The sequence below is a fragment of the Methylorubrum rhodesianum genome (genome assembly GCF_014199985.1).
In the GTDB taxonomy this organism is placed as follows: domain Bacteria; phylum Pseudomonadota; class Alphaproteobacteria; order Rhizobiales; family Beijerinckiaceae; genus Methylobacterium; species Methylobacterium rhodesianum.
Genome location: NZ_JACHOS010000015.1, coordinates 125,243 through 151,294, shown reverse-complemented (window position 1 = coordinate 151,294; position 26,052 = coordinate 125,243). Strand labels below are relative to the sequence as shown.

General features: G+C 68.2%; 23 protein-coding genes and 1 tRNA gene. 20 read left to right on the top strand and 4 right to left on the bottom strand.

The window, feature by feature from the left end:
• Positions 1 to 124: 124 nt before the first annotated feature.
• From HNR01_RS20870 to HNR01_RS20830, 9 genes are read left to right on the top strand one after another with little or no spacing between them, the layout of a single operon-like run.
• On the top strand, positions 125 to 769 hold the full coding sequence (locus HNR01_RS20870; protein WP_183669532.1) for an HNH endonuclease: 645 nt from the start codon (positions 125 to 127) through the stop codon (positions 767 to 769).
• Complete coding sequence (locus HNR01_RS20865; RefSeq protein ID WP_183669530.1) at positions 766 to 1,290, top strand: DUF1643 domain-containing protein; 525 nt, start codon at positions 766 to 768, stop codon at positions 1,288 to 1,290. Before HNR01_RS20870 ends, HNR01_RS20865 begins: the two co-directional genes overlap by 4 nt.
• A gap of 4 nt (positions 1,291 to 1,294) precedes the next feature.
• A complete protein-coding gene (locus tag HNR01_RS20860; protein WP_183669528.1) occupies positions 1,295 to 2,197 on the top strand; it encodes a hypothetical protein in 903 nt (300 codons plus the stop codon).
• A 1-nt stretch (position 2,198) separates the two neighbouring features.
• The gene (locus tag HNR01_RS20855) at positions 2,199 to 2,501 is read left to right on the top strand and encodes a hypothetical protein (RefSeq protein ID WP_183669526.1); all 303 of its coding nucleotides are present in this window, start codon (positions 2,199 to 2,201) and stop codon (positions 2,499 to 2,501) included.
• On the top strand, positions 2,498 to 3,025 hold the full coding sequence (locus HNR01_RS20850; RefSeq protein ID WP_183669524.1) for a hypothetical protein: 528 nt from the start codon (positions 2,498 to 2,500) through the stop codon (positions 3,023 to 3,025). Before HNR01_RS20855 ends, HNR01_RS20850 begins: the two co-directional genes overlap by 4 nt.
• A gap of 4 nt (positions 3,026 to 3,029) precedes the next feature.
• Positions 3,030 to 3,455 carry a hypothetical protein gene (locus HNR01_RS20845; RefSeq protein WP_183669522.1) on the top strand — a complete coding sequence of 142 codons (426 nt, stop codon included), beginning with the start codon at positions 3,030 to 3,032 and terminating at the stop codon, positions 3,453 to 3,455.
• Positions 3,448 to 3,957, top strand: coding sequence for a phosphohydrolase (locus HNR01_RS20840; RefSeq protein ID WP_183669520.1), 510 nt, complete (start codon positions 3,448 to 3,450; stop codon positions 3,955 to 3,957). The genes HNR01_RS20845 and HNR01_RS20840 overlap by 8 nt, the downstream gene beginning before the upstream one ends.
• Positions 3,950 to 4,240 carry a hypothetical protein gene (locus HNR01_RS20835; RefSeq protein ID WP_152278638.1) on the top strand — a complete coding sequence of 97 codons (291 nt, stop codon included), beginning with the start codon at positions 3,950 to 3,952 and terminating at the stop codon, positions 4,238 to 4,240. Before HNR01_RS20840 ends, HNR01_RS20835 begins: the two co-directional genes overlap by 8 nt.
• Positions 4,230 to 5,306, top strand: a complete 1,077-nt coding sequence (locus tag HNR01_RS20830) for a tyrosine-type recombinase/integrase (RefSeq protein ID WP_183669518.1) — start codon at positions 4,230 to 4,232, stop codon at positions 5,304 to 5,306. Before HNR01_RS20835 ends, HNR01_RS20830 begins: the two co-directional genes overlap by 11 nt.
• Before the next feature lie 26 nt (positions 5,307 to 5,332).
• On the opposite strand, the gene HNR01_RS20825 is transcribed toward HNR01_RS20830, so the two are convergent.
• Positions 5,333 to 5,409, bottom strand: a tRNA-Pro gene (locus HNR01_RS20825).
• A 321-nt stretch (positions 5,410 to 5,730) separates the two neighbouring features.
• Here HNR01_RS20825 and HNR01_RS20820 point away from each other — a divergent pair.
• The 11 genes from HNR01_RS20820 to HNR01_RS20770 all read left to right on the top strand — a co-directional run bounded on the left by HNR01_RS20820 (position 5,731) and on the right by HNR01_RS20770 (position 18,762).
• Entirely contained in the window at positions 5,731 to 6,462 is a 732-nt protein-coding gene (locus HNR01_RS20820) for a LuxR family transcriptional regulator (RefSeq protein ID WP_026105392.1), read from the top strand.
• Positions 6,463 to 6,994: 532 nt separating this feature from the next.
• Complete coding sequence (locus HNR01_RS20815) at positions 6,995 to 7,630, top strand: acyl-homoserine-lactone synthase (RefSeq protein WP_183669516.1); 636 nt, start codon at positions 6,995 to 6,997, stop codon at positions 7,628 to 7,630.
• Positions 7,631 to 7,770: 140 nt separating this feature from the next.
• Positions 7,771 to 8,376, top strand: coding sequence for a hypothetical protein (locus HNR01_RS20810; protein ID WP_312034887.1), 606 nt, complete (start codon positions 7,771 to 7,773; stop codon positions 8,374 to 8,376).
• A 62-nt stretch (positions 8,377 to 8,438) separates the two neighbouring features.
• Positions 8,439 to 9,800: a glycosyltransferase family 4 protein gene (locus tag HNR01_RS20805; RefSeq protein ID WP_246417576.1), complete on the top strand. Its 1,362-nt coding sequence runs from the start codon at positions 8,439 to 8,441 to the stop codon at positions 9,798 to 9,800.
• A gap of 62 nt (positions 9,801 to 9,862) precedes the next feature.
• A complete protein-coding gene (locus HNR01_RS20800; protein WP_017483621.1) occupies positions 9,863 to 10,186 on the top strand; it encodes a rhodanese-like domain-containing protein in 324 nt (107 codons plus the stop codon).
• A 119-nt stretch (positions 10,187 to 10,305) separates the two neighbouring features.
• Positions 10,306 to 11,451 (top strand): efflux RND transporter periplasmic adaptor subunit, encoded by a 1,146-nt coding sequence (locus HNR01_RS20795; RefSeq protein ID WP_017483622.1) that lies wholly within the window; start codon positions 10,306 to 10,308, stop codon positions 11,449 to 11,451.
• Positions 11,452 to 11,715: 264 nt separating this feature from the next.
• Positions 11,716 to 14,925: an efflux RND transporter permease subunit gene (locus HNR01_RS20790; RefSeq protein ID WP_183669512.1), complete on the top strand. Its 3,210-nt coding sequence runs from the start codon at positions 11,716 to 11,718 to the stop codon at positions 14,923 to 14,925.
• A 76-nt stretch (positions 14,926 to 15,001) separates the two neighbouring features.
• Positions 15,002 to 15,874 carry an MBL fold metallo-hydrolase gene (locus tag HNR01_RS20785; protein WP_183669510.1) on the top strand — a complete coding sequence of 291 codons (873 nt, stop codon included), beginning with the start codon at positions 15,002 to 15,004 and terminating at the stop codon, positions 15,872 to 15,874.
• A gap of 346 nt (positions 15,875 to 16,220) precedes the next feature.
• Positions 16,221 to 17,681, top strand: a complete 1,461-nt coding sequence (locus HNR01_RS20780) for a methyl-accepting chemotaxis protein (protein WP_183669508.1) — start codon at positions 16,221 to 16,223, stop codon at positions 17,679 to 17,681.
• 144 nt (positions 17,682 to 17,825) lie between these two features.
• Entirely contained in the window at positions 17,826 to 18,035 is a 210-nt protein-coding gene (locus HNR01_RS20775) for a hypothetical protein (protein WP_183669507.1), read from the top strand.
• An 82-nt stretch (positions 18,036 to 18,117) separates the two neighbouring features.
• Positions 18,118 to 18,762 carry a DedA family protein gene (locus tag HNR01_RS20770; protein ID WP_017483627.1) on the top strand — a complete coding sequence of 215 codons (645 nt, stop codon included), beginning with the start codon at positions 18,118 to 18,120 and terminating at the stop codon, positions 18,760 to 18,762.
• Between the two features lie 163 nt (positions 18,763 to 18,925).
• Here HNR01_RS20770 and HNR01_RS20765 read toward each other — a convergent pair whose 3' ends face one another.
• The 3 genes from HNR01_RS20765 to HNR01_RS20755 form a co-directional block, all read right to left on the bottom strand.
• Positions 18,926 to 21,751, bottom strand: coding sequence for a bifunctional transaldolase/phosoglucose isomerase (locus HNR01_RS20765; RefSeq protein ID WP_183669505.1), 2,826 nt, complete (start codon positions 21,749 to 21,751; stop codon positions 18,926 to 18,928).
• A gap of 234 nt (positions 21,752 to 21,985) precedes the next feature.
• The gene (gene tkt, locus HNR01_RS20760) at positions 21,986 to 24,061 is read right to left on the bottom strand and encodes a transketolase (RefSeq protein WP_183669502.1); all 2,076 of its coding nucleotides are present in this window, start codon (positions 24,059 to 24,061) and stop codon (positions 21,986 to 21,988) included.
• Positions 24,062 to 24,112: 51 nt separating this feature from the next.
• The gene (locus HNR01_RS20755) at positions 24,113 to 25,975 is read right to left on the bottom strand and encodes a glycoside hydrolase family 15 protein (RefSeq protein WP_183669500.1); all 1,863 of its coding nucleotides are present in this window, start codon (positions 25,973 to 25,975) and stop codon (positions 24,113 to 24,115) included.
• Positions 25,976 to 26,052: the final 77 nt, after the last annotated feature.

Below are 26,052 nucleotides of genomic sequence, written 5' to 3'. Positions count from 1 at the left end.
ACGAAATGCGCCCCGGTCCGGACCGTCGGCAACCCTGGATCCGGCGCGCGCCCGATGCCGCGCTATCGCAGCAGGATGGAGGCGCCCGTGGCTGAGCACAGCACCATCGAATGGACCGAAATCCATGGGTAGACCGTCCTCGCTCTATGAGCGCATCCTGATCACGCTTGTCCGTGAGGGACAGTGGGAAATCGACGAGCACGGGCGCGTCTGGTGTGTCGCTGATCGCCGCGGCCTCCGTGCCGGCGGCAGCCACCTTGTGCCCTGCAAGCGAAAGCGCATCGAGCACCGGACACCGGAAGGCTACCTGCAGGTTCGCGCGATGATCGAAGGTCGCCGCATGCATTGCGGTGCGCATCGGCTCGTCTGGCAGCACCTGCACGGAGACATCCCGCCAGGACACGAAATCAACCATCGCAACGGACTGAAAGACGACAACCGGCCGGGAAATCTTCTCTGCGGAACCGCGGGCGAGAACGTCGAGCATGCGCATCACGGCGGCCTGATTGATCAACACGGCCAGAAGAACCCTGCTGCGAAGCTGACTGACAACCAAGTTGCTCAGATCCGGCTCGCCTATTCGCAGGGCGGCCACACGATGGAAGCGCTTGCCCAGCGGTTCAACGTGACCTTCCAGACCATCTCGAAGATCGTCCGCGGACAGCGCCGCCAGAAGCAGGGCGGTCCGGTGGCCGGTTCGGACCAACGGCATGCCGCAGGCCCGCGGGCATCATCAGGTCGCTTCACGCGCCGGGAGGAGCAGTCGTGAGCGCGATCCTCTCCGACTGCGGCTTCTACCGCTACCGCCTCGAGCGGGATCTCGGCGGCATGCTCGCCGGGCCGACCGTGGCCTGGATCATGGTCAACCCGTCCACGGCGGACGCCACGGCCGATGATCCAACCATCCGCAAGGTACTGGGCTTCTCGCGGAGGCTTGGTGCTGGCCGGGTCATCGTCGGCAACCTGTTCGCGTTCCGCGCGACGGACATCAAGGCGCTGCGCACAGCGGCCGATCCGATCGGCATCGACGGCGGCGACCATCTCAGGCGGATCATGCGCGAGGCCGACAAGGTGATCGTCGCGTGGGGACCGAGCGCCAAGCTGCCGAAGTGGCTTCGCAACCGGTGGATGGAGGTCGTCGGTATCGCCGAGGCCCACGGCATCCCGCTCTTCTGCATCGGCACGGCCCAAGACGGCCACCAGCTGCACCCGCTGATGCAGGGCTACGACCGGCCGTTCGTGCCTTGGTCGGCTCCGCTCTCCCTCGCCATCGCTACCCCCGGAGCCTGACGCCATGTCCACCACCACCCACCAGGGCGCGGTAGGCGCTGAAGCGATGACGGCGGGGCTCCTGAAGCGGATGCGCGCCGCTTCTGGCTCCGAAGAGGAAGGCGGCGACTGCTCTTGCAATGTGGCGGGCGGGTCAGACGCTTGGCAGTTGCACGACCCACTGTGCGCCTACCGCCTGATCTGTGAGGCGGCCGACGCGCTCGAAGCCACGCCCGCTCCCCGCACGGACGGCGGGATGACGGCGGGGGAGGTGCCGCGCATTTTCAAGGATGGCGACGCGTGGTGCTGCCTGTTGGGCGACAACCTTCAGGATGGCATCGCAGGCTTCGGCAACACGCCGGACGCGGCCCTGCGCCAATTCCGGAAGAGGCTGACCGGAAACCTGTGCTCCGTCCTTCGCGGCGGGCTCAAGGTTGCTGACGACGCCCTGCGAGAGATTGCCCGCGATGTTGCCGGCGCAGATTGGCTGCTTGAGCAGGAGGCCGAGGGACGCGGGCCGCTCGCCACCATCAAAGCGGTTCTCGACCTTCATCCGGCCGGGCAGAGCACCGGGCAGGGGGCGAAATGCCCGGAGTGTTTCGGTAGCGGCCTTCGCGATATCGACGGCACATCGGACGATAAGTGTGCAGCCTGCGATGGGTCTGGTGCCCTCGCCGCCCGCCCGGCAGCCCCGGAGGCGCAAGGGGCGTGGAGCTTCGACATGGAGGCCGCGCCGCAGGACGGAACTCGCATCCTCCTCTGGAGGCAGGGTTGCTGGATACACCCGGTGATCGGGTATCGCGCGCCTTCTGCGCCCGGCTCGCAGCGGGATTGCTGGCGGGAGCATGGCAGCCGCGCTCGCATCCACCGGGTGGATTGCTGGCAGCCGATCCCCGCTCCCCCGTCCTCCGGTCAGGGAGGGCGCTGAGATGGGCGAACTCGGGCACTTCGAGCGCCGCGTGCTGTCGTACCTCGACCAGCGCGGCCCTTCGCACCGCCGCAACGTCGTCTGGGATCTGGCGTCGCCGGAAAGCAAGATCGGTCGCGCTCGGGACACCGGCACGGCTGTTGGTGGCGGAAGCTCATCCAACGGCGAGGCGATGATCATGGGCGCATGGTGCCGCCGGATCACCAGCCTCGGCTTTGTCCGGCCGGTGACAGACGCGCGCGGGTTCTATCGCCACCACGAGATCACGCCCGAAGGCCGTGCAGTTCTGCGAGGTCGCCAATGACGCCCGCCGCCACCCCCGAGGCGCCGGTCGAAGCGCTGACGAAGACGATGTGGGATCAGTCCTACAGCACCTTGGCGAACGCCTCATGGGATGAAGCCCACAGGATCGCAAAGGCCATCCCTGACGGCCAAGCGGCTTGGAACATCGAGACCGTGCGCCGGAAGGCGGCCGAGATCGTCAACCAGCACATCGCCCCGGTCCTCGCCGACCTTCAGCGGGTCACGGCCGAGAGGGATGAGTACGCCGAGGCGATGATGCAGGTCGCCGAGGCTGGCGGCTGGCAGGCTTCGGCCGGGCTCGCTCACGAGGTTCGTTCCGCCCTTGCCACCGCCACCGCCGAAGCAGCCAGCCTCCGGGCCGAGGTGGAGGCGGTTTTGGATGAGGCGACGCGGATGTCGTCCATCCTGCTCATGGCCGGCGAGATGACCGCGCAGGAGCGCCGCACCGCCAGGGCCGTCGCTGAGGGCATCGCGTCCAAGATCCGCACCGCGCTCGCCCGCGCGGCCACGGCAAGGGAGGGGTAGAGCCATGGCCTACGCCGAGACCACGAAGGTGCCGATCGCGCAGAGCCGGGCCGAAATCGAGAAGCTGCTGAAGGCGGCGAAAGCGACGCGCGTCATCACCATGGACGATTACCTCGAAGCGATCGTCATGTTCATGCTCGCCGGCCGGCTCATCAAGATCGTGGTGCCGATCGCCGGGAACGCGAACGACCAGGTGCGCCGGTCCCGCTGGCGCGCCCTGCTGCTCACCATCAAGGCGAAGCGCGAGGCGATCGAGAACGGCATCGAGACCGTCGAGCAGGCCTTCTTGAGCCACGTCGTGCTGCCCGACGGACGCACCATGAGCGAGTGGGCCGGGCCTGCGCTGCAGATTGCCTACGACAAGGGCGAGATGCCGAATGACCCGCTGGGGCTGCCCGCGCCGCGCAAGGACGGGGGCTCCCATGGCTGATACGATGACCTTCGCTGGTGAGACCTTCGCTCGCCGCGTCCACGCGGGCCAAGTCGACAAGGGCGGCGTACCGTACACCGGGCATCTCGGCCGGGTCGCAGCTCGCGCCCGCGCGCACGCCGAGGCGATGGGGCTGCCGATCCAGCACGCCGAATGGTGTCAGCAGGTCGGATGGCTGCACGACACGATCGAGGACACCGGCACCACCGCCGACGATCTTCTCGACGCCGGTTTCGACCCAGCCGTCGTGCAAGCTGTCGGACTCCTCACCCGGCCCGCGGGGAAGCCCTACCTCGAGTGCGTCGCCGGCATCATCGCCAGCGGCGACCGGCTCGCGATGATCGTGAAGCTCAGCGACAACGAGGACAACCTCGACCCGTCGCGCAGCTTTACGGCCGCCTCACCCGAGCACGAACTGCGCTACCGCCGGTCGGCGGAGATGCTGCGCGCCGCACTCGCTTCGACCCCTTCAACCCCCACCGCACGAGGCGGAGATGCGTAGCGCCAGCACCACGGGCGGCACCGGGGGCAAGGGCGGATCGGCGAGGCTTCCGGCCAACATCGCCCCCCGATGCCTGACACGCGCCCAGGCGGCCGAGTACTGCGGCTGCGAGACGGTCGAGGCGTTCGACGGCTGGGTGCGCAAGGGCATCGTGCCGGGCCCGATTGCCGGCACGCATCGGTGGGACCGGCGCGCCATCGACCGCGCGCTTGATCGCCGCTCCGGCCTGATCTCTGATGCGACCACGTCCATCGACGAATGGCTGGCCGAGAATGCGAGTTAGGCTGCGGGGCATCAACACCGTCCGCGCGAAGCTCGCCGACGGGACGGAGAAGGTCTACCACTATCACCGCGCCACCGGCACGAAGCTTATCGGCGAGCCCGGCACACCCGAGTTCATCCGCTCGTTTCAGGATGCGGTGCGCAACACGGCCCTGGCACGCAGCGAGGGCACGGTCGAGTGGCTGATCCGGCAGTACCGGGAATCGCGCGCCTGGACCGAGCTCGCCGCGAAGACGCGGGAAAGCGCGGCCTATGACCTGAAGGCGTGCGAGGAGCGTTGGGGCACGACGCTGCTGACCATCGTCGAGAACCCGCGCAGCCGGCCCGCCTTCCTGAAGTGGCACGACACGCTGGCCGAGAAGCACCCCAAGGCCGCCGACGCGAAGCTCGGGCGGTTGGCGCGGGTGTTCGCATGGGGTGTCGATCGCGGACACATCCGGCACAACCCGGTTGCGAACTTCGAGCGCGCCTACCGCTCAGACCGTGCCGAGATGATCTGGATGCCGGAGCATGTCGCCGCGTTCGAGGCGGTGGCCTCCCCCGAGATCCGGCTGGCGATGATGCTCGCCCTCCACACCGGACAGCGGCAGGTCGATCTCCTGACGCTGCCGTGGTCGGCCTGGGACGGCACCGCGGTGACCGTCCGCAGCCAGAGCAAGAGCCGTCGCCTCGTCTACGTGCCGGCGACGCGCGCCCTGAAAGCGGCGCTCGACGAGGCACCGCGGCGCGCCACGACGATCCTGGTCGCGCCCCGCGGCACGGCTTGGCGCAAGCGGCACTTCCATGAGCTTTGGAGCGAGGCGTTCGCCGCGGCGAAGATCGCCGAGGATCTGCACTTCCACGACCTGCGCGGAACGGCCGTCACGATGCTGGCGGAGGCGGGATGCACGGTGCCGGAGATCGCGACCATCACGGGCCACTCGCAGGCGCACGCGCAGAAGATTTTGGACCGCTATCTCGCCCGCACCCGGACGCTGGCCGAATCGGCGATCGCGAAGCTCGACGAACACCGCCGGAACAGGATTTTGCAAAACGCTCTGCAAAACGGCGGCGGGGCGAAAAGCTGACCCCTCACTAAGCCATTGGAAAGTAATGGTCGGAGTGGCCGGACTTGAACCGACGACCCCCTGTCCCCCAGACAGGTGCGCTACCGGGCTGCGCTACACTCCGATACCCTTGCAGGGCTTGCGGCTCATAGCCGTCCGCTTCGGGCAGCGCAACCCCTGCCGCATGCTTGGAACGCCGAGACACGATCCTGCTCGGCCGAGCCGAGGCTGTGGGCACAGGCGCATTGTTCCTGCGACATTGACACGGCGCATTGTTCGCCCCCACGGCATCAAGCACGACGGCAGACAGGAAGATGCCTCGACCGTCCGCGCCAAGTACCTCGGCGCGCTCCCAATGAGGCAACCTAAAGGAAACTTTCGATTGCTCTTCTCAAAAGCCGCAGAGGGACTTATCGTGATGCTTGAGCGATAGTTTTGCCCGGTCATGTCTAGAAAATCACTCGACCTCACGTTGGAAATCCTCAAGTCGCTCGACCGAGCGCATTCGCGTGAGGACATCCTGCGGGCGATCATGCCGCGGCTGAACGCGCTGGGCATCGAATACATCATTTCGGCCATGATCCCGCAGAAACGCCTTCCGGCGCGGACGCAGCGCAATTTCGTGATACTTGAAAATACTTCGGACGAGTGGAATCGTCTCTATTTTTCCAAAGGCTATATGTATACAGATCCAATCGTGCAGGCGACGCTGTCCAGCACGACCGGCTTCCGGTGGTCGGAGATCGAGTCGGCGAGCGATCTCGATCCCCGCGCGCGGCAGGTGATGAACGAGGCGGGCGAGTTCGGCCTCGGCGACGGCTTCACCGTGCCGCTCGCCACGCTCGAGGAGGAGCGCGGCGGCCTGACATTCGCCGGGCGGCAGCTCGATATCAGCCCGGGACAGCGCGGGATGCTGACCCTGCTCGCCTCCTACGTGGTCGGGCAGACGCTGCTCATCGACAACGGGCCCAGCGAACGCCGCATGGGACTGACTCCGCGCGAGCGCGAGAGCCTGCAATGGGTCGCCGAGGGTAAGACCGATTGGGAAATCGGCGAGTTGATGGGCATCTCACGCCACGGCGTCGATTTCCATCTGCGCTCGGCCCGGATGAAGCTCGGCTGCATCTCCCGCACTCAGGCGGTCGCCGAGGGCTTCCGGCGCGGGCTGATCGTCTGAACCGAACCCGGCGGCATCGCGAACGATGCCGACCGGCGAGCAGTGGACTCTTCCCGCCTCCGAAGCACCCCGCGAGCCTGGAACATGGGCCGATCGAGGCGCCGCGTGCCACCGGACGGAGCGCATCGACCCGACGCGCAATCGCCCACTCTCGGAAAAGACAATGCACAATTGAATGTTGGGTGCCGTCGCAGCGATGCGATACCCGCAACGATGGATCGGATCGAAGGCAACGCCCGCGAGACCTCAAAGTCGCGCCGGTGGAGAGGATCACGGCGGGCACCCGATCTGCCTCGCCGGTCGGCACGGGCCGATTCATCCGTTGATCGGCAACTTCTGTATTGTTTCAGACATACAATCCAAGATAGAGACGTCGACGGCACGATTCTGACAATGCCGGCGCATGCGCTGACGACCGGTCTCACCTTTCGAGCCGCGCGCATCCGATCCGACGAAACCCTACGGATTCTCGTAGTGCCGCCACACGGCTGAATTTGGGACGAACACCTCAGGTTTCTGAAGAGGTGTTCCGATGATCCATGTCGTGACCGCTGAGAACATGCAGGACTATGCCGGTGCCCTGGATCAGGCCTTTCGCCTGCGGCACCGGGTCTTCGTCGAGGAACTGGGATGGTCGAATCTTGCCCGGCCCGATCGGCGCGAGATCGACGAGTTCGACGACGAGCACGCCATCCATCTGCTCGCTCTCGACGACGGCGACGCCGTCATCGGCTATTCGCGGCTGCTGCCGACGACGCGTCCTTACCTGCTGCCGATGGTGCTGCCGCAGCTCTGCGAGGGAACGGCGCCGTCGGGTCCGCACATCGTCGAGTGGGGCCGCATCTGCGTCGCCGAGAGCGCGCGGACCTCGGGCCGGCGGCTCAACCCGACGGCGCTCGCCCTGATGACCGCGATCGTCGAATGGGGCCTGCCGCGGGGGATCACCAGCTTCGTCTCCGAGATGCCGACGAGCTGGATCCTGCGCCTCCTCCAGCTGCATCTGCGCGCCATCCCCCTCGGCCTGCCGCACGAGATCGAGGGCGAGGAGATCGTGGCGGTGGAAGCGGCCTTCGACCGCCGGTCGCTGCGCCAACTCCAGAACAAGCGCGGCGACATCCGCTCCGTCCTGGCTCCGCCGCGCACCAGCGTCGCGCGCCTCGCCTCCTGAGACGCGCCGCCCGAGAACCGGTGCGGCGGATGCATGGCATCCGCCGCCAAGCCATCGCCGGAGATCGGCACCGCGGCCCGGCCGCCGCGGCACCGGAAGATCATCATCAGCCTGACGCATCATGCGCGGGGAGCAGTATCGTGAAACGCAGACGCAGTGACACCCGGCTCGGCACAGCCCCGGTGCTCGTCCGAACGCTGGGCAAATCCGAGAGCGTCGGAGCCTGGGAATGGGATCCGGAAACCGGCTTTTTCCTCCTCGATGAGGGAGCGGCCGAGCTCATGGCGGGCGACGCCCGCCTCGCGGGTCGACCCCTGCGCAGCGAGCAGGCGACGGCCGGCCTCGACACCTCGGAGGCCACCCGTTTCCTCGGCCAAGTGGCCCGTGCCGCCGAACAGGACGACGACGTCTCGATCGACCTCTGGGTCGCGTCCTCGTCCGGCCCGGCGCGCCAGATCCGGTGCCGCGGCCGGATCCATCGCGATGCGCGCCGACACCCCACGCGCGGGGAGGGAACCCTTCTCGAGGGTGCCGAATCCGGTGGCGAGACGCGGACCTTGCGCGAGCTGAAGAGCGCGGACTCGGCGGAGGCCATCGACGAGGCGGCCGAACTCCTCATCGCGGCGCGCCGGGCGATCGATGCGAGCGGCAGCCCGCGGCTGCGCCAGCTCGTGGACGTCCTCCTGATGGAGGTGGCACGGGAAATCGCGAGCCGTAGCTGCAGCGCCGAGCCTCAGCCGCACTAGACCGGCGACGACGGATCGGCGCCGGTCGCCAGCGTTATCGGTTCCGGTCTATGCAGCGGCCCATGCAAGCCTGCCTCGCCATCGACCTGACCCGCCTGATCACCCGGCTCCGGCACGCCAGCCCGACCGGCATCGACCGGGTCGATCTCGCCTATGCCCGACACGTCCTGTCCGGGGGTGCGCCGGGCACGCGCTTGGGACTCGTCTCGACGGCTCTGGGCCCGCGCGTCCTCGACCGGGACACGGCGCGGGGCATCGTCGAGGCGGTCGCCGCGGGCTGGGTCGAGGACGTGACGGCGGAAGCCGATCCGGTCTTCCAGGCGCTCGCGGCGTCTCTCGCCGCCGATCCCGTCGCCGCGCCCGCCGCCGCCGGTGGCCGGCCGCGATCGGTCGGCAGGCGCCGGGGCGAGGGCGGGCTCGACCGGCACCGTCTCCAGGCCGAGACCGCCCTGCGGGTGCTGCGCTCCGGCGGCGTCGAACGCCTGCCGGAGGGCACGATCTACCTGCACACCTCGCATCTGCGGCTCGACCGGCCCGAACGTTTCGACTGGCTCTACGGCCGGCGCGACATCCGTCCGGTCTTCTTCGTCCACGATCTGATCCCGATCTCCCACCCGGAATACGGCCGGCCGGGGGAGGCGGCGCGCCACGCGCTGCGGATGGAGACCGTCGCGCGGCACGCCGCGCACGTCCTCGTCAATTCGGGCGATGTCGGCGCCCGCTTCACCGACTACGCGCGCCGTCTCGGCCTGGGCGCCAAGCCCGTGACCGCGGTCCCCCTCGGCGTCGAGCCGGTCTTCTCGGGCGCCCCCGGCGCGGCGGACCTGCCGGGGCTCGCGCGGGCGGTCTTCCTCGTCTGCGGCACGATCGAGCCGCGCAAGAACCACCTTCTGCTGCTCAACCTCTGGCGCGATCTGGCCGAGCGCATGGGCCGGGAGACGCCGCGCCTCATCCTCGTCGGACGTCGCGGCTGGGAGATCGAGAACGTCGCCGACATGCTCGACCGCTGCCCGGCCCTGCATCCCCATGTGAGCGAGGTGGTCGGCCTGTCGACCCACGGTCTGGCGGCGCTGATGCGCGGTGCCACCGCCCTGTTGATGCCCTCCTTTATCGAGGGCTACGGGCTGCCCGTGGTGGAGGCGGCGGCGAGCGGCCTTCCGGTCGTGGCCTCCGACATCCCCGTACACCGCGAGATCGGCGGGCCCTTCGCCCACTTCCTCGATCCGCTGGACGGACCGGGCTGGAGGCAGGCCGTCCAGGCCCTGAGCGAGCCCGGCTCTGGGCTCCGGGCCGAGCTTTCGGACCGCCTTTCCGGGTACGAACCGCCCCGCTGGAGCGCGCATTTCGACCGCGTCGATGCGGCGCTCGCCGACCTGCCGGGCGCGACTCCGCCGATGTTGCGCCGCACGGGCGAGACGACTTAAGACATCCCCACACGTTTCGATCCGCCCCGTCCGGCGGCTTCCCTCTGGAAAGATCGATTGCGATGAAGGTGGTCGACCTCGACCGCGAGACGGTCAAGCAGGGCTTGGCGAACGGCTCGCTGCTGCTCATCGATGTGCGGGAGGATCACGAGTTCGCCCGCGGGCACATCCCCGGATCCGTCTCGCACCCGCTCTCGACCTTCGATGCCGCGGCATTGAAGGCGCTGATCGAGGCGGATGGGCGCCGGCCGGTCTTCTCCTGTGCCTCGGGCGTCCGCTCGATCCACGCGATCGCCGCGGCGCAGCAGTCGGGGCTCGACGTTAGCGAGCATTACGCGGGCGCCTTCAAGGACTGGTACGCCGCGGGCGAGCCGGTCGAAGCCTAGATCGCGCCGGTTTGCGCCGCTGGGTGCCTAAGCGTTCCTTTCGAAAATGGCCGCCATGTGCGCGGGCGCACGCCCCACATCAGGTTGCGGGGACTAGGCCGCGCCATGCAGGGAACTGAATGATGCGTAGCCTCGGGCCTCTTCTTCTCGCCACACCTCTGGTGGCCTTCGCGCTGCTGGGGGCCGGGCCGGCCGGCGCGCAGATGCCGGGGGCTCCGCCGCCCGGCGTCACCGTCGCCAAGCCGGTGGTGCGGGAGATCGTCGAGCAGGACCAGTATACCGGCCGCTTCGACCCGATCGAGTTCGTCGAGGTCCGCGCCCGGGTGACCGGCTACCTCGACAAGATCATGTTCCAGGACGGCGCCAACGTGAAGAAGGGCGACGTGCTCTTCGTCATCGACCGCCGGCCCTACAAGGCGACGCTGGAGCAGGCCCAGGCCGCGCTGGTCTCCGCCAAGGCGCGCCTCTCCTTCACCCAGACCGACCTGGAGCGTGCCCAGGTCCTCTCGCGCGGCGGCAACATCTCCGAGCAGGTCACCGATCAGCGCCGGCAGGCCTCGCAGACCGCCCAGGCCGACGTGGACAGCGCCGAGGCCGCCCTGCGCAATGCCCAGCTCAACTACGACTTCACGGAAGTGAAGTCCCCGATCAACGGCCGGATCAGCCAGCGCCTCGTCACCGAGGGCAACATCGTCAGCACCGACCAGACGATCCTGGCCCGGATCGTCTCGCTCGATCCGATCTATTTCGGCTTCAACGTCGATGAGCGCTCGTTCCTGAAGTACCAGGGCTCGCTCGGCATCGGCATGGGCCAGATGCAGCGCGGCAAGGGCGCTCCGGTGCTGATCGCCCTGTCCGGCGAGGAGAAGCCGACCCGCAAGGGCACGCTCGACTTCGTCGACAACCGGGTCGACTACCAGACCGGCACGATGCTGCTGCGCGCCACCGTCGAGAACCCGGACGGGTTCATCAAGCCGGGCCTGTTCGGCATCGTCTCCATGCCCGCGACCAAGCCGTTCCAGGGCATCCTGATTCCCGACGAGGCGGTCTCGGCCAATCAGGACAAGCGCATCGTCTACGTGCTCGGCGAGGGCGACAAGGTCGCGGCTCGGACCGTGAAGCTCGGGCCGATCGTCGACGGCTACCGCGTGGTCCGCGACGGCCTGAAGGGCGACGAGCTGGTGGTCATCAACGGCGTCGCCAAGGTTCGCCCCGGCGCCCAGGTGAAGCCCGAGACGGTCGAGCTGCCGCCGACGAAGAAGTGAGACCGCGCTGAGGCCGCGCCGTCGCGGGGGCGAGGCGGAACGCGGGGCGGGCGCTGTCCGACGAGGCGGATGCCGGTTCGGCGGCAGACAGCGCGTCGAGACAAGGACCGAGCGAGGCCAGCCTGATCCGATCAGGCCGGTTCCGGCTCTGGGAACGATTCGAGCGCCGACGCTCCCGGACCGACCGGGCGGCGCCGGCCTGGACGCAGACGGCAAGCCGCACGGATCGCGCCAGCGCGCACCGGCCGGCGAGAGGTTTGAACGATGCGTTTCGCCCATTTCTTCGTCGACCGGCCGATCTTCGCCTCGGTCACGTCGATCGTCTTCCTGATCCTCGGCTTCGTCGCCTACGAGAAGCTGCCGGTCTCGCAATATCCCGAGATCGTTCCGCCGACCGTGACCGTGCGCGCGAGCTTCCCCGGCGCCAACGCCGAGACGGTGGCCGCGACGATCGCGACGCCGCTGGAACAGGAGATCAACGGCGTCGACAACATGCTCTACATGACGTCGTTGTCGACCAACGACGGCGCGATGCTGCTGACCGTGACCTTCAAGGTCGGCACCAACCTCGATATCGCCAACGTGCTCGTGCAGAACCGGCTCTCGGTGGCGCAGCCGCGCCTGCCGCCGGACGTGCGCAATCTCGGCGTTACCGTGCGCAAGGCCTCGCCCGACCTGATGCTGGTCGTGCACCTGCTCTCGCCCAAGCGCACCTACGACCAGAATTATCTAGCCAACTACATCTACCTCAACATCCGCGACGAGCTGCTGCGCCTCGACGGCGTCGGCGACATCTCGATTTTCGGCGGCAACGAGTACGCCGAGCGCATCTGGATCGACCCGCAGAAGATGGCCGCCTACGGCCTGACCACCACGGACGTGACGAGCGCGCTGCAGGAGCAGAACGTTCAGGTCGCCGCCGGCCAGCTCAACGGTCCGCCCGCCGCGCCGGGCGCCGCCTTCCAGCTCGTGGTGCAGTCGCAGGGACGCTTCCAGACGCCGGAGCAGTTCGCCGACGTCATCGTCAAGGCGAGCGACGGGCGCCTCGTGCGCGTGCGCGACATCGCTCGCGTCGAGATGGGCCAGAAGGACTACACCACGAACTCCTTCCTCAACGACACGCCCGCGGTCGGCATCGGCGCCTTCCAGCGGCCGGGCACCAACGCGCTCGAGGCCGCGGAATCGGTCAAGGCGACGATGGAGCAGCTGAAGAAGAACTTCCCGCCGGACGTCGAGTACCGCATCGCCTACAACCCGACGGAGTTCATCGAGGAATCGATCCACGAGGTCTACAAGACCCTGTTCGAGGCGGTCCTCCTCGTCGTGATCGTGGTGCTGGTGTTCCTCCAGAGCTGGCGCACGGCGCTGATCCCGGTGATCGCGATCCCCGTGTCGCTCGTCGGCACCTTCGCGGTCATGTCGGCGCTGGGCTTCTCGCTCAACAACCTGACCCTGTTCGGTCTCGTGCTCGCCATCGGCATCGTGGTCGACGACGCCATCGTCGTGGTGGAGAACGTCGAGCGCAACATGGCCGATGGGCTCTCGCCCGGCGAGGCGGCCCACAAGACCATGGACGAGGTGGGCGGCGCGGTCATCGCCATCGCGCTTGTGCTCGCGGCGGTGTTCATCCCGACCGCCTTCATCCCCGGCATCTCGGGCCAGTTCTACAAGCAGTTCGCGCTCACCATCGCGGCCTCGACCATCATCTCCGCCTTCAACTCGCTCACCCTCTCGCCGGCGCTCTGCAAGCTGCTCCTGAAGCCGCACCACGAGCACAAGCCGCCGAAGTTCTTCCTCACCCGGTTCGTCAACTGGCTGGCGCACCTGTTCAACCGCGGCTTCGACTGGCTGTCGAACGTCTACGGCCACACCATCCGGGTGCTGACCGGCACGGTGGTCGGCGTGATCGCGATGCTGCTCGTCTACGCGGGCGTGATCGCCGGCACGCTGCACCTCGCCCAGACCACACCGACGGGCTTCATCCCGGATCAGGACCAGGGCTATCTCATCGGCGTCGTTCAGCTGCCCTCGGGCTCCTCGCTCGACCGCACGACGGAAGTGGTGAACCGGGCCGCGGCGATCGCCCGCAAGATCGACGGCATCACCAACACCGTCATCATCGCGGGCTTCGATGGCGCCACCTTCACCAACACCACCAACGCGGCGGTGATGTTCCTGACCCTCAAGAATTCCAAGGAGCGGGCGGCGCAGGGGCGCAGCGCGGCGGTGATCACCGGGGACGTGATGAAGGCCACCGCCGGCATCCAGGAGGCGCGGGTCATCGTCATCCCGCCGCCGCCGGTGCGCGGCCTCGGACAGGGCGGCGGCTTCAAGATGCAGATCGAGAGCCGCCAATCCTCGGAGATCGGTCCGCTGCTCGCGGCGGCCGGCGAGGTCATGGGGCAGGCCAACCAGAGCAGGGACGTGACGCGGGTCTTCACGACCTTCAGCAACGACACGCCGCAGCTCTACCTCGACATCGACCGCACGATCGCGCGCATGCTCAACGTGCCGCTCGCCAACGTCTTCTCGACGGTGCAGACGGCGCTCGGCGGTGCCTACGTCAACGACTTCAACACTTTGGGCCGCATCTATCAGGTGCGCGTGCAGGGCGACGCCGTCTACCGCATGTCGCAGCGCGACATCGAGCAGCTGAAGGTGCGCTCCTCCACCGGCGCCCTGGTGCCGATGGGCACGCTGGCCTCGATCCGCGAGATCTCCGGCCCGCAGATCGTGCAGCGGTTCAACCTGTACTACTCGGTGCCGCTTCAGGGCGTGGCACAGGCCGGCGTCTCGACCGGCCAGGCGCTCGACAGCATGGAGGAGATCGCCAAACGGGCCCTGCCCGAGGGCTACGCCTACGACTGGACCGAGATCGCCTACCAGCAGAAGGCGGCGGGCGGCACGGCGATCTACGTCTTCGCGCTCGGCGTGCTCCTCGTCTTCCTCGTGCTTGCCGCGCAGTACGAGGCCTGGGCGCTGCCGCTGGCGATCCTGCTGGTGGTGCCGACGGGCGTGCTCGCCGCGCTGTTCGGGGTGCAGCTCAGGGGGCAGGATAACAACATCCTGACCCAGATCGGTCTCATCGTGCTCATCGGTCTGGCCGCCAAGAACGCGATCCTGATCGTGGAGTTCGCCCACGACATCGAGAAGAGCGAGCACAAGGGACCGGTGGACGCCGCGGTCCAGGCCTGCCGCCTGCGCCTGCGCCCGATCCTGATGACGGCCTTCGCCTTCATCCTCGGCGTGCTGCCGCTCGTCATCGCCACGGGTCCCGGCGCGGAGATGCGCCAGGCGCTCGGCACGGCGGTGTTCTTCGGAATGATCGGCGCGACCTTCTTCGGCCTGTTCCTGACGCCGGTCTTCTACGTGGTGATCCGCAAGACGGTGATCTGGATCAGCCGCAAGCGCGGCAAGGATCCGCACGGGAAGGATTCCCACGGCGAACCGAACGGAGCCCCGGCCCACGGCTGAGGCACACGGTCGAAGGGGATGAGAATGCGGCCGGGAGCACTAGCTTCCGGCCGTTCTCGTTTTCGAAGGTGTGCCCGTGCCCGGTTATCTGCCCTTCGCGGGCGCCCTGAAGCTGCCCGCCTATACCTGCGACAATTGCGGTTTCTGGCAGCGCCATTTCGAGGCGCCGCCGCATTGCCCGATGTGCCTGGACGCCCGCCACGTCGTGCCGCAGGACGGTTGGCGCTTCCGCACCGCCCAGGAGGCGCAGGCGGCCTTCCCCTGCCATTGGGAGGAGCTGGAGCCGGGGGTCTGGCGCTTCTGGAACGAGCCGGTCTCCGGCATCGGCCCGAGCGCCTACCTGATCCGGACCGAGAACGGGAATATGGGCTTCGAGGGCTGCCCCGTCTTCAGCGAGGCGGCGCTCGACCAGATCGAGCGGTTGGGGGGCATGCAGGTGCTCTCGGCCTCGCACCCGCACTCCTATGGGGCGCTGGTGCAGCTCCAGGACCGCTTCGATCCGGAACTGTGCCTGCCGGCGGCCGACTTCATCTGGAGCGCGGCGCTTCAGGTCTCCTGGCCCTACGACGATTTCCTGGAACCGCTTCCGGGCTTGGAGTTGCACCGCACGGCGGGCCATTTCGACGGCCACGCCGTACTGTTCGACCGGAAGCGGAAGATCTGCTTCTGCGGCGACGCGCTGAAATTCGAGCTCGACCCGGAGAATGCCCGCAAGGCGCTGACGATCTCGGCGCACAAGGCCTTCGTGCGCGGGGTGCCGCTCACCGTCAGCGAGTTGCGCCGTTACCGCGACGTGTTCGAGCGCCTCGACTTCACCCAGACCTGGACGCCGTTCGAACCGGCCGCCAATGTCGGCCGGGCCGAGGTTCTGGCGCTGATCGATGCGATGCTCGGCAGCCGCCCTCACGCCGCGCCGGTGCCGCTCCGAGACCTCGTTCTCAGCCGTTGAGGCGTTGGAAAACGGCCGTGCAACCTCCGTCGAACCGGGCAGGGCGCACCCTCGGGCCGCCAGAGTCGACGGAGGGAACACGCATTCCTCAATACGTACTGAGTATCATATGTTACGACGACAGCTTGGAGTTTAAGCCTAATTTCGATGATCCTCTCAGTCAGCGCAAAGAAATGCACCGATCTCACTCACTTATGTTAATCTTTATTTTACTCAGAATTGATCACTAGATACAGAAGCGGATTCAAAACATCGAGCCGAACCGCCGAGATCCGCTTCTTGTCAATGACAAGATCACTCCTGACCGACTGGCGTGAGGAAGTGATCGCGTCACGGGGGTCCTTCCATGTTCCGTAAAGCGAAGCAAAGCGACGCGCAGGCGAAGCTCGACGCACTCGATCGGTCGCTGGCCACCATTGAGTTCGCCATGGACGGTACGATCCTGGACGCGAACCAGAATTTCCTGTCCGCGGTCGGTTACGGGCTCGACGAGATCAGGGGAAAACATCACCGCCTCTTCGTCGAGGCCGCCTATGCCGAGAGCGCCGAGTACCGCGCCTTCTGGGAGAAGCTGCGGAGCGGCCGGTACGCGTGCGGCGAATTCCTTCGTCTCGGCAAGTCCGGGCGCAAGATCTGGCTCGAAGCGACCTACAATCCGGTGCTCGGGGCCGACGGTACGCCGGAGCGGGTGGTGAAGTTCGCGACCGATATCACCGCCAAGAAGAACGAGACGAGCCGACTCCTGACGATGATCGACGGCATGCCCGTCGCCGTCATGACGGCCGACCCCAAGGACGAGTTCAAGATCAACTATCTCAACCGGACCTCGGTGACGACGCTCGCCACGATCGAGGAACACCTGCCGATCAGGGTCTCGGAGATGCTGGGCCGCTCCTTCGACGTGTTCCACAAGAACCCGCACCATCAGCGGGCGATGCTGGCCGACAGCAGCCGCCTGCCGCATCGGGCCAGGATCAAGGTCGGCCCCGAGACCCTCGACCTGCGCGTCTCGGCTATCCACGGGCCCGAGGGCGAATATGTCGGTCCGATGGTCACGTGGTCGGTGATCACGGCGCAGGTTCAGATGTCGACGGACGTCTCGCGGGTGGTCGAGGCCGTGCGCTCGGCGGTCGAGCGGATGGGACACTCGGCGGAGGAGTTGTCGCGCTCGGCCGAGGACGCCCGGACGCGCGCCGCCTCGGTCGCGGCCGGTTCGGCGCAGATGACGGCCTCGATCCAGGAGATCTCAGGCCAGGTCGGAAGCGTCTCCGAGCGCGCCCAACGCATCGCGGCCCAGGCCGAGACGACGGATGTCACGGTCCGCCAACTCGCCGAGAATGCGCGGAAGGTCGATGCGGTGGTGGCGATGATCCGCTCGATCGCCGATCAGACCAACCTGCTCGCGCTCAACGCCACGATTGAGGCCGCACGCGCGGGCGCCGCCGGCCGCGGCTTCGCGGTCGTGGCCGCCGAGGTGAAGGCATTGGCGGAGCAGACGGCGCGGGCGACCGGCGAGATTTCCGGCCAGATCGCCGCGATCCAGAGCGCGACCGGCGACGCGGTCGAGGCTATCGGCACGATCACCGCGGCGGTGACGGATCTCTCCGGGCTGACGCTCGCCATGGCGAGCGCGGTCGAGGAGCAGGCCGCCTCGACGCACGAGATGTCCGGCAACATCGTCGGCGTCGCCTCGGCGGCGGACGCCACCGGCAGCCATGTCGAGGCGGTCCGCACCATCGCCAGCGACCTGTCGGCGCATTCCGCGGGCCTGGGCGCCAGCGTCGAGAAGTTCCTCAAGGCGAGCTGAGCACGAGACGGGGGGCCGGAAGGCCTCCGGAGGGCCGGGCCGATGTGCCGTAGATCACGAAGATCGACGCCTCGATGCAACCGGAGGGCGCCAGACGGCTTATAGCCACTTCCGCCCCCCGGCGGTCCGGACCCGTCACCCGTCATGATCGACAGCACGCGCCTCCTCCCTCCCGTCTCCGGCCTCGCGACCAATCCGATCCTGTTCGGTGTGTCGGAAGGTCTCGCACGGCTGCTGCCGCTGCCGGAGGACGCTCCCTTCGCTGTCCTCGGGCCGACCGCCTCGTCCGGGGAGGGATCCGTCGCCGATCTGGCGCCGGACGAACCCTGCGGCGAGGCGGGGCGGACCGGCTGACGCGGAGGGCCGAGGCCGCCCTGCTGCGGCCACGTTCGTGGACAGACTGCGCCGCGCCACGTTCCGCGGAGCCCTTTCATCCATGTCCTTCCTTCAGGGACTTCCGATCGCCGATCTCATCGCGCATTACGGCTATCTCGCCGTCTTCTTCGTCGTCGCGCTGGAGAGTGCGGGCGTGCCGATGCCGGGCGAGACCATCCTGATCTCGTCGGCCGTCTATGCCGGCAGCACCGGGAGCCTGAACGTCGTCCTCATCGTCGCCGCAGCCGCGGCGGCCGCGATCCTCGGCGACAATGTCGGTTACTGGGTCGGGCGGCGCTGGGGGATGCCGCTGCTGCTGCGCTACGGCCACCTCATCGCCCTCGACCACGGACGGCTGAAGCTCGGGCAATACCTGTTCCGCGAACACGGCGGGAAGATCGTGTTCTTCGGCCGCTTCACGGCGATGCTGCGTGCCTATGCGGCGGTGCTGGCCGGCGTGAACCGGCTGGATGCCCGCCGCTTCATGCTGTTCAACGGCCTTGGCGGCATCGCCTGGGCCGGCATCATGGGCTTCGGCGCCTATGCCTGCGGCCGCTCCATCGAGCACATCGTCGGCCCCGTGGGCCTCGCACTCCTCGCCTTCGTCGTCTTCGGCGGGATTGCCCTGTGGCTGTTCATGAAGCGCCACGAGGAGCGACTGCTGGTGAAGGCGGAAGCGGCGATTCCGGGCCCACTGACGCACTGACCGCTTTTTCTGGCGAACGACCCGCTACGGGTGCCACGATCTCCCGTCGCCTTGCTCGCGGTGAGAGGGCCGCGACGAGGCGGCAGCCGAAGGGGAGGGACCTCACCGGAGGAGGCTCATCCGGCGCGGGCCTCTCCCCGCACGGCGGGGAGAGGGGAGAAGCTTATCCGGCGACGGCCGCCTTGATCGCCGCCGCGACGCGCTTCACGCCGGAGGCGACATCACCGCCCTTGAGGTGGATCCTCAGCGCCCTGCGCTTGCGCTCGGACAGAACGGCGAAATCGCCCCGCGCCTGCGCCGCGATCACCGTCTTGAACCCGAGCTTGCGTCCGGGGATCGGCAGGTCGGCCGACGGGTCGGCGGTGATCTGCAGGAACACGCCGGAGGCGGGGCCGCCCTTGTAGGCCTGCCCCGTCGAGTGGAGGAAACGCGGGCCGAATTCCAGGCAGGTCGCCACCTGGCGCGCGTCGCGCACCGCGAGGCGCGCCTCCTGAAGCGCGGCGTGATGCGCCTCATTGCGCTCCACATAGGCCAGCAGCGCGACGTAGTCGCACGGCTTCACCCGGGCCAGATGCGCGGCGACGATCGCCTCGAAGCCTTCGCCGGGGCGCAGCGCCTCGGCATTGGCGGCGTCGGCGTAGAGCGCGACCGTCTCGTCCTCGAAGATCGGTGTCTCGGCCGGCAGTGAGCCGGTCTCCTCGGCCGCGGAGAAGAGCTTCTTCGTCTCGATCTTGCTCGCCTCGACGTCGGGCTGGTCGAAGGGGTTGATACCGAGGATCGCGCCCGCCACTGCCGTGGCGATCTCGAAGCGGAAGAATTCCTGCGGCAGCTGCTCGGCCTTGTCGAGATCGATGCGCACCACGGGATGCGCCTCACTCTCCAGGATCTTCACCGCCTCGTCCTGGCGGGCATCGGCCTGGCTCGCCAGGCGCAGATACACGAACAGGCGGTCCTCGCCGTAGACGGCCGGGACGCCCACGGGCTCGCCCTCGACCGGAATGATGCCGACCCCCTCCTTGCCGGTCGACTCGGCGATGAGCTGCTCGGCCCAGGTGCCGAACGTGTCGATCCCGGGGGAGGCGACGATCGTGATCTTGTCGCGCCCGAACTCCTTGGCCGCCACGCCCATCGCCGCGCCGAGCTGCACACCCGGATTGGCCGCGGGCGGCACAGCCGGTCCGCAGGACCGGACCATCATCCGGGCCTTGTCGAGGAACTCGCGGATCTCGACGCCCGCCACCGCCGCGGGAACGAGGCCGAAGGCGGAGAGCACGGAGTAGCGCCCGCCGATCTGCGGCACGCCGAGGAAGATCTTTCTGAAACCGTCAGCCCCGGCCGCCTTCTCCATGGCCGATCCGGGATCGGTCACCGCGACGAAGTGGCGGCCCGCCTTCTCGGCTCCGACGACCTCCTTCATCCGGCCGAGGAAGTAGTCGCGGAACACGTTCGGTTCGAGCGTCGAGCCGGACTTGGAGGCGACGATGAAGAGGGTCCTCTCCAGATTCACGGCCGCCTCGACGGCCCGCACCTCGTCCGGATCGGTCGAGTCGAGGATGCGCAGCTTCGGATAGCCTTCGCGGTGGCCGTAGGTCGCGGCGATCACCTCCGGCCCGAGGCTGGATCCGCCCATGCCGAGCACCACCGCGTCGGTGAAGCCCTCCGCGCGGACCTCCTCGGCGAAGCTCTCGTAGAGATCGACCCGCTCCAGCTCGTCCTCGACGATGCGCAGCCAGCCGAGCCACCTGTCCTCGTCGCGGCCGGTCCAGACCGTGCTGTCATGCGCCCAGAGGCGGCGGATCGCGCCGCCGGCGCGCCAGGACTCGATCGCCTTGTCGGCGGCCGCGTGGAGCGGGTCGTCGAACTTGAAGGATTGCGCGTCGAGCCGGTGGTCGAGGAGCGCGGCCCGCTTGTCCGCGACGGCGGCGAGGAGGGCGTCGGCCGCATCGACGAAGAGCCCCACGCCCTCGTCCACGAGCTGGCGGGCCACCGCCTCGATGTCGATGCCGGCTTGCGCGAGCCGCGCCATCACGGCCTCGGCCTCGTCGATCTTCTCCTCCAGCGTCGCCCGCACCCGGCCGTGGTCGCGGAACGCGTCCATGGTGGCCGGCGGCATGGTGTTGACGGTGTTCTTGCCGATCAGCTCCTCGACGTAGAGCACGTCGGAATAGGCCTTGTTCTTGGTGCCCGTAGAGGCCCAGAGCAGGCGCTGCGCCTTGGCGCCCTTGGCCTCCAGCGCCGCCCACTTGGCCCCGGAGAAGATGCGCTTGTAGCGCTGGTAGGCGAGCTTGGCGTTGGCGATCGCCACCTTCCCCTTGAGATCCTCGTAGCCGCCGACCTCGTCGAGCCGCTTATCGACGAGGCTGTCGATCCGGCTGATGAAGAAGCTCGCCACGCTCGCCACCCGCGAGACGTCGCCGCCCTTGGCAGCGAACTCGGTGAGGCCGTCGATGAAGGCGTGGGCCACCGCCTCGTAGACCTCCTGCGAGAACAGGAGGGTGATGTTGATCGAGATGCCTTCCGACGTGAGCTGGCGGATTGCCGGCAGGCCGGCAGGGGTGGCCGGCACCTTCACCATCAGGTTGTCGCGCCCGACGGCCTGATGCAGGCGGCGGGCCTCCTTCAGGGTCTCCTCGGTGTCCAGCGCGAGGTAGGGCGAAACCTCGAGGCTGACATAGCCGTCCGCACCGTCGCTCGCCTCGTAGACGGGCCGCAGCACGTCGGCCGCCGCCTGGATGTCGGCGATGGCAAGGCCCTCGTAGAGATCGATGACGCGGGCGTCGCTCTGGTCGAGGGCCGCCTTGAGGCTGTCGTCATACTCGGCGGAGTGGCCGATCGCCTTCTCGAAGATCGCCGGGTTGGAGGTGACGCCGCGCAGGTCGTCCTTCTCCACCAGCGCCTTGAGTTCGCCCTTGGCGATGAAGCCGCGGGCCACGAAGTCGAGCCAGACCGCCTGCTCGTGTTCGGCGAAGAGAGCGTTCAGCGCGTTCATCTCGGTCGTCCTCGCGTGATTTTTCGTGCGTCCCGCCCCCAATAGATAGGGCGGCAGGTCGCTCATAACCCTCCCCCCTCTGCGGGGGAGGGTGGCCCCCGGAAGGGGATCAGGAGAGGGGGCCCGGCTTCCGCTGGACCAACACCTGCTGGAGCCAGCGTCGTCGCGCTGCCCCTCACCGGCCTGCTCGGCAGGCGCCCTCTCCCGCAGAGGGGAGAGGGCTTCGTCTGCGCGCTACTTCTTGTGCTTGGCCACCTGCGCGCGGGCCGCCTCGATCACCTTCTCGGCGGTGAAGCCGAACTTGCCGAGCAGGTCCTTGATCGGGGCCGAGGCGCCGAAGGTGTGCATGCCGACGATGGCGCCGGAGGAGCCGGTGTAGCGGTCCCAACCGATCACGCTGCCCTGCTCGACCGCCACGCGCGCCAGCACCTCGGGAGGCAGCACGCTGTTGCGGTAGCTCTCGTCCTGGCGCTCGAACAGATCCCAGGACGGCATCGAGACGACGCGGGCCTTCACGCCCTCGCCCTTCAGGGTCTCGTAGGCGCCGACGCAGAGCTGCACCTCCGAGCCGGTGCCGATCAGGATCACGTCCGGCGTGCCCTCGCAATCGGCGAGCACGTAGGCGCCCTTCGCGGTGCCGGAGGCGGGCGCGTATTTCGTGCGGTCGAAGGTCGGCAGCGGCTGGCGCGACAGCGCGAGCACCGCCGGCTGGTCCTTGAGCGAGAAGATCACCCGGTAGGCCTCGGCGACCTCGTTGGCATCGGCCGGGCGCAGGGTCACGAGGCCGGGGATGCAGCGCAGCGACAGCAATTGCTCCACCGGCTGGTGGGTCGGCCCGTCCTCGCCCACGCCGATCGAGTCGTGGGTGAAGATGTGGAAGACCGGCAGGTCCATCAGCGCGGCGAGCCGGATCGGCGGGCGCATGTAGTCGGCGAAGACGAGGAAGGTCGCCCCGTAGGCCCGCAGGCCGACGAGACCGAGGCCGTTCACGATCGAGCCCATGGCATGCTCGCGCACGCCGAAATGGATGTTGCGCCCGCCCGGCTCGAACGGGGTCAGCGAGCCGGCGCCCTCGAAGGTGAGGTTCGACTTGTTCGACGGCGCCAGATCGGCCGAGCCGCCGAGCAGGAACGGCACGTGCTTGGCGATGGCGTTGAGTACCTTGCCCGAGGATTCGCGGGTCGCGAGCCCCTTGGCGTCGGCCTCGAAGACTGGAATATCCTTGTCCCAGCCCTCCGGCAGGCGGCCTTCGAGGAAGGCGGTGAGATCCTCGGCATGCGCGGCGTCGGCCGCCTTGGCTTCCTCGAAGAAGGCCTGCCACTGGCTGTAGAGCGCGGCGCCGCGCTTGCCGATGCCCTCGGCGAAGGTGTCGTAGACGCCGTCCGGCACGAGGAACTCGGAATCCTCCGGCCAGCCATAGGCCCGCTTGGCCCCCTTCACCTCGTCGGGACCCAGCGCGTCCGAGTGGGCCTTGGAGGTGTTCTGCTTGGTCGGCGCGCCGTAGCCGATGATCGAGTTGACGATGATCAGGGTCGGACGGTCGCTCGACTGGAGGAAGGTCTCGAGCGCCGAGGCGATGGCGTGGGTGTCGTTGGCGTCGGCCACCCGCAGCACCTGCCAGCCATAGGCGAGGAAGCGCGCCGCCACCTCCTCCGAGAAGGCGAGCTCGGTGTGGCCCTCGATGGTGATGGTGTTGTTGTCGTAGATCCAGCACAGGTTCGACAGGCGCAGATGGCCCGCGATCGAGGCGGCCTCCTGGCTGACGCCCTCCATCAGGTCGCCGTCCGAGCAGATGGCGTAGACGTTGTAGTCGAACAGCGGCAGGTCGGGCCGGTTCAGGCGCTCCCCCTTGAAGCGGCCGCCGATCGCCATGCCGACGGAATTCGCCACGCCCTGGCCGAGGGGGCCGGTGGTGGTCTCGACGCCGGTGGTGAAGTGGTATTCCGGGTGACCCGGCGTGCGGCTGTCGAGCTGCCGGAATTTTTTGATGTCGTCGAGCGAGATGGCGGGCGCGTTGCCGCCGTCCTTCTCCGCGACGCGGGCGAGGTGCAGAAGCCCGTAGAGCAGCATCGAGGCATGGCCGGCCGAGAGCACGAACCGGTCGCGGTTCGGCCAGTGCGGGTGGGCCGGATCGTAGCGCAGATAGCGGTTCCACAGGGTGTAGGCGACGGGCGCCAGCGCCATCGGCGCGCCGGCATGGCCCGAATTCGCCTTCTGCACCGCGTCGATCGCGAGTGTCCGGATCGTGTCGATCGCGAGCTTGTCGCCCTCGCTCAGGGCCGCCTTCGGGCTCGTGTCTGCACCGCTCATGGGATACCCGTCTTTCTCGCTTCCATTGCCCGCCCGCCGGACGGGACGCGCCTACTGCGCCGCAACGGATTCGCCTACCCTCGACTCGGAATGGTCCGCGCCGCTGCCTCGTTCCGCCGCCGGACCGATCGCGCGGCTGTAATTGAGGATCGTGTTGACGAGCGCAACATGCGTGAACGCCTGAGGGTAGTTCCCCACCAGCCGTTTTTCACGAACATCATACTCCTCGGAGACCAGTCCGAGATCGTTGCAGACGCCGATCAGGCGCTCGATCAGCGCATGGGCCTCCTGGCAACGGCCGAGACCGATCAGATTGTCGGCGTACCAGAAGCTGCAGGGTAGGAACGCACCCTCGTTGCCGGGCAGGCCGTCGGTGGTCTGCCCCTCGGTCTCGTAGCGCAGAATGAAGCCGTCGCGCATCAGATGCGCCTCGACGGCCGCCACCGTGCCGATGACGCGGGGGTCGTCCTGGGGCAGGAACCCCATATGCGCGATCAGCAGCAGGCTCGCGTCGAGCGCCTTGCTCCCGTAGGACTGAACGAAGCTGTTGAGCTCCGGGTCGAACCCCTTCGTGCAGACCTCGGCGTGGATCTCGTCGCGGATCGCCTTCCAGTGCGCGACCGGCGCCTCGCCGGAATGCAGATCGTCGTCCCCCCGCATCTCGACGCTGCGGATCGCCCGGTCGAAGGCGACCCAGGCCATGACCTTGGAATGGACGAAGTGGCGCCGCCCGCCGCGCACCTCCCAGATGCCCTCGTCCGGCTCCCGCCACGCCGACTCGAGATGCTTGATGAGCGCCTGACCGACGCGCAGGCCCTCCTTGTTCTGCCCCATGCCGCGGGCGCGGGCCTGGAACAGCGCGTCGAACAGCTCGCCGTAGACGTCGAGCTGGAACTGGGCGATCGCGGCATTGCCGATGCGGACGGGCCGCGAGTTCTCGTAGCCGGGCAGCCAGTCGAGCTCGATCTCCGGCAGGAGCCGCTCGCCGGCGATGCCGTAGAGGATGTGCGCCTGCTCCGGATTGCCGGCCACCGCCCGGGTCAGCCAGTCGCGCCAGGCGCGGGCCTCCTCGATGTAGCCTGAATCCATCAGCGCCAGTAGCGTGAAGGTCGAATCGCGCAGCCAGCAGAAGCGGTAGTCCCAGTTGCGCACCCCGCCGAGCTCCTCGGGCAGGGAGGTGGTGGGCGCGGCCACGATTCCGCCGGTCGGCCGGTAGATCAGCGCCTTCAGCGTCAGGAGCGAGCGGCGCAGGATGTCGTCCCACGGCGTCCGCGCGGCGGTGCAGCGGCCCGACCATTCGCGCCAGAACCGGTTGGTGTCGTCGAGCCAGCGGCGCGGCTCGATCGGCGGCGGATCCTCCTCGTGCGAGGCGCCGTAGCTGAGCACGAAGCGGATCGCATCGCCCTTGTAGACCGTGAATTCCGAGATCGTGGTCTGGCGGCTCGACCCGTGCATCGGCGCGTTGGTGCGCAGGACGACCTTGTGCGGACCCGAGATGGCGCGCAGATCACCGAGCTCGCTGCGCGACACCCACGGCACCGCCGAGCCGTAATCGAAGCGAACGGCCAGTTCCATCCGCATCGCCATGCGCCCGCGGATCCCCTCGACGAGGCGGATGACGTGACTGCCGTCGCCGACGGGCATGAAATCGGTGACGCGAACCTCGCCCTCGTGGGTTTTGTGCGTCGTCTCCAGCACCAGCGAGCCGGTGCGGTAGCGCCAGGCATGCTGCGCGCCCTCCGACGCCGGGGCGAGCTTCCAGAAGCCGTGCTCCTCCGTTCCGAGCAGGCTCGCGAACAGGGCGGAGGCATCGAAGCGCGGCATGCACAGCCAGTCGATGCTGCCGTTGCGCCCGACCAAAGCGGCGGTGCGCCCGTCGCCGATCAGGGCGTAATCCTCGATCCGTCCCGCCATACCGGTCTCCGTCGTCGCGTCCCGAGCCGAACGGCGCGGGGGAAACGCGGGCTTCGGCCTCACTGGCAGAGCGCGAA

What these genes read in the sequence shown, in the direction of transcription:
- HNR01_RS20870 (WP_183669532.1), top strand. Translation starts at nt 125, where the DNA reads ATGGGTAGACCGTCCTCGCTCTATGAGCGCATCCTGATCACGCTTGTC.
- HNR01_RS20860 (WP_183669528.1), top strand. Translation starts at nt 1,295, where the DNA reads ATGTCCACCACCACCCACCAGGGCGCGGTAGGCGCTGAAGCGATGACG.
- HNR01_RS20855 (WP_183669526.1), top strand. Translation starts at nt 2,199, where the DNA reads ATGGGCGAACTCGGGCACTTCGAGCGCCGCGTGCTGTCGTACCTCGAC.
- HNR01_RS20850 (WP_183669524.1), top strand. Translation starts at nt 2,498, where the DNA reads ATGACGCCCGCCGCCACCCCCGAGGCGCCGGTCGAAGCGCTGACGAAG.
- HNR01_RS20845 (WP_183669522.1), top strand. Translation starts at nt 3,030, where the DNA reads ATGGCCTACGCCGAGACCACGAAGGTGCCGATCGCGCAGAGCCGGGCC.
- HNR01_RS20840 (WP_183669520.1), top strand. Translation starts at nt 3,448, where the DNA reads ATGGCTGATACGATGACCTTCGCTGGTGAGACCTTCGCTCGCCGCGTC.
- HNR01_RS20835 (WP_152278638.1), top strand. Translation starts at nt 3,950, where the DNA reads ATGCGTAGCGCCAGCACCACGGGCGGCACCGGGGGCAAGGGCGGATCG.
- HNR01_RS20830 (WP_183669518.1), top strand. Translation starts at nt 4,230, where the DNA reads ATGCGAGTTAGGCTGCGGGGCATCAACACCGTCCGCGCGAAGCTCGCC.
- HNR01_RS20820 (WP_026105392.1), top strand. Translation starts at nt 5,731, where the DNA reads ATGTCTAGAAAATCACTCGACCTCACGTTGGAAATCCTCAAGTCGCTC.
- HNR01_RS20815 (WP_183669516.1), top strand. Translation starts at nt 6,995, where the DNA reads ATGATCCATGTCGTGACCGCTGAGAACATGCAGGACTATGCCGGTGCC.
- HNR01_RS20805 (WP_246417576.1), top strand. Translation starts at nt 8,439, where the DNA reads ATGCAAGCCTGCCTCGCCATCGACCTGACCCGCCTGATCACCCGGCTC.
- HNR01_RS20800 (WP_017483621.1), top strand. Translation starts at nt 9,863, where the DNA reads ATGAAGGTGGTCGACCTCGACCGCGAGACGGTCAAGCAGGGCTTGGCG.
- HNR01_RS20795 (WP_017483622.1), top strand. Translation starts at nt 10,306, where the DNA reads ATGATGCGTAGCCTCGGGCCTCTTCTTCTCGCCACACCTCTGGTGGCC.
- HNR01_RS20790 (WP_183669512.1), top strand. Translation starts at nt 11,716, where the DNA reads ATGCGTTTCGCCCATTTCTTCGTCGACCGGCCGATCTTCGCCTCGGTC.
- HNR01_RS20780 (WP_183669508.1), top strand. Translation starts at nt 16,221, where the DNA reads ATGTTCCGTAAAGCGAAGCAAAGCGACGCGCAGGCGAAGCTCGACGCA.
- HNR01_RS20775 (WP_183669507.1), top strand. Translation starts at nt 17,826, where the DNA reads ATGATCGACAGCACGCGCCTCCTCCCTCCCGTCTCCGGCCTCGCGACC.
- HNR01_RS20770 (WP_017483627.1), top strand. Translation starts at nt 18,118, where the DNA reads ATGTCCTTCCTTCAGGGACTTCCGATCGCCGATCTCATCGCGCATTAC.
- HNR01_RS20765 (WP_183669505.1), bottom strand. Translation starts at nt 21,751, where the DNA reads ATGAACGCGCTGAACGCTCTCTTCGCCGAACACGAGCAGGCGGTCTGG.
- tkt (WP_183669502.1), bottom strand. Translation starts at nt 24,061, where the DNA reads ATGAGCGGTGCAGACACGAGCCCGAAGGCGGCCCTGAGCGAGGGCGAC.
- HNR01_RS20755 (WP_183669500.1), bottom strand. Translation starts at nt 25,975, where the DNA reads ATGGCGGGACGGATCGAGGATTACGCCCTGATCGGCGACGGGCGCACC.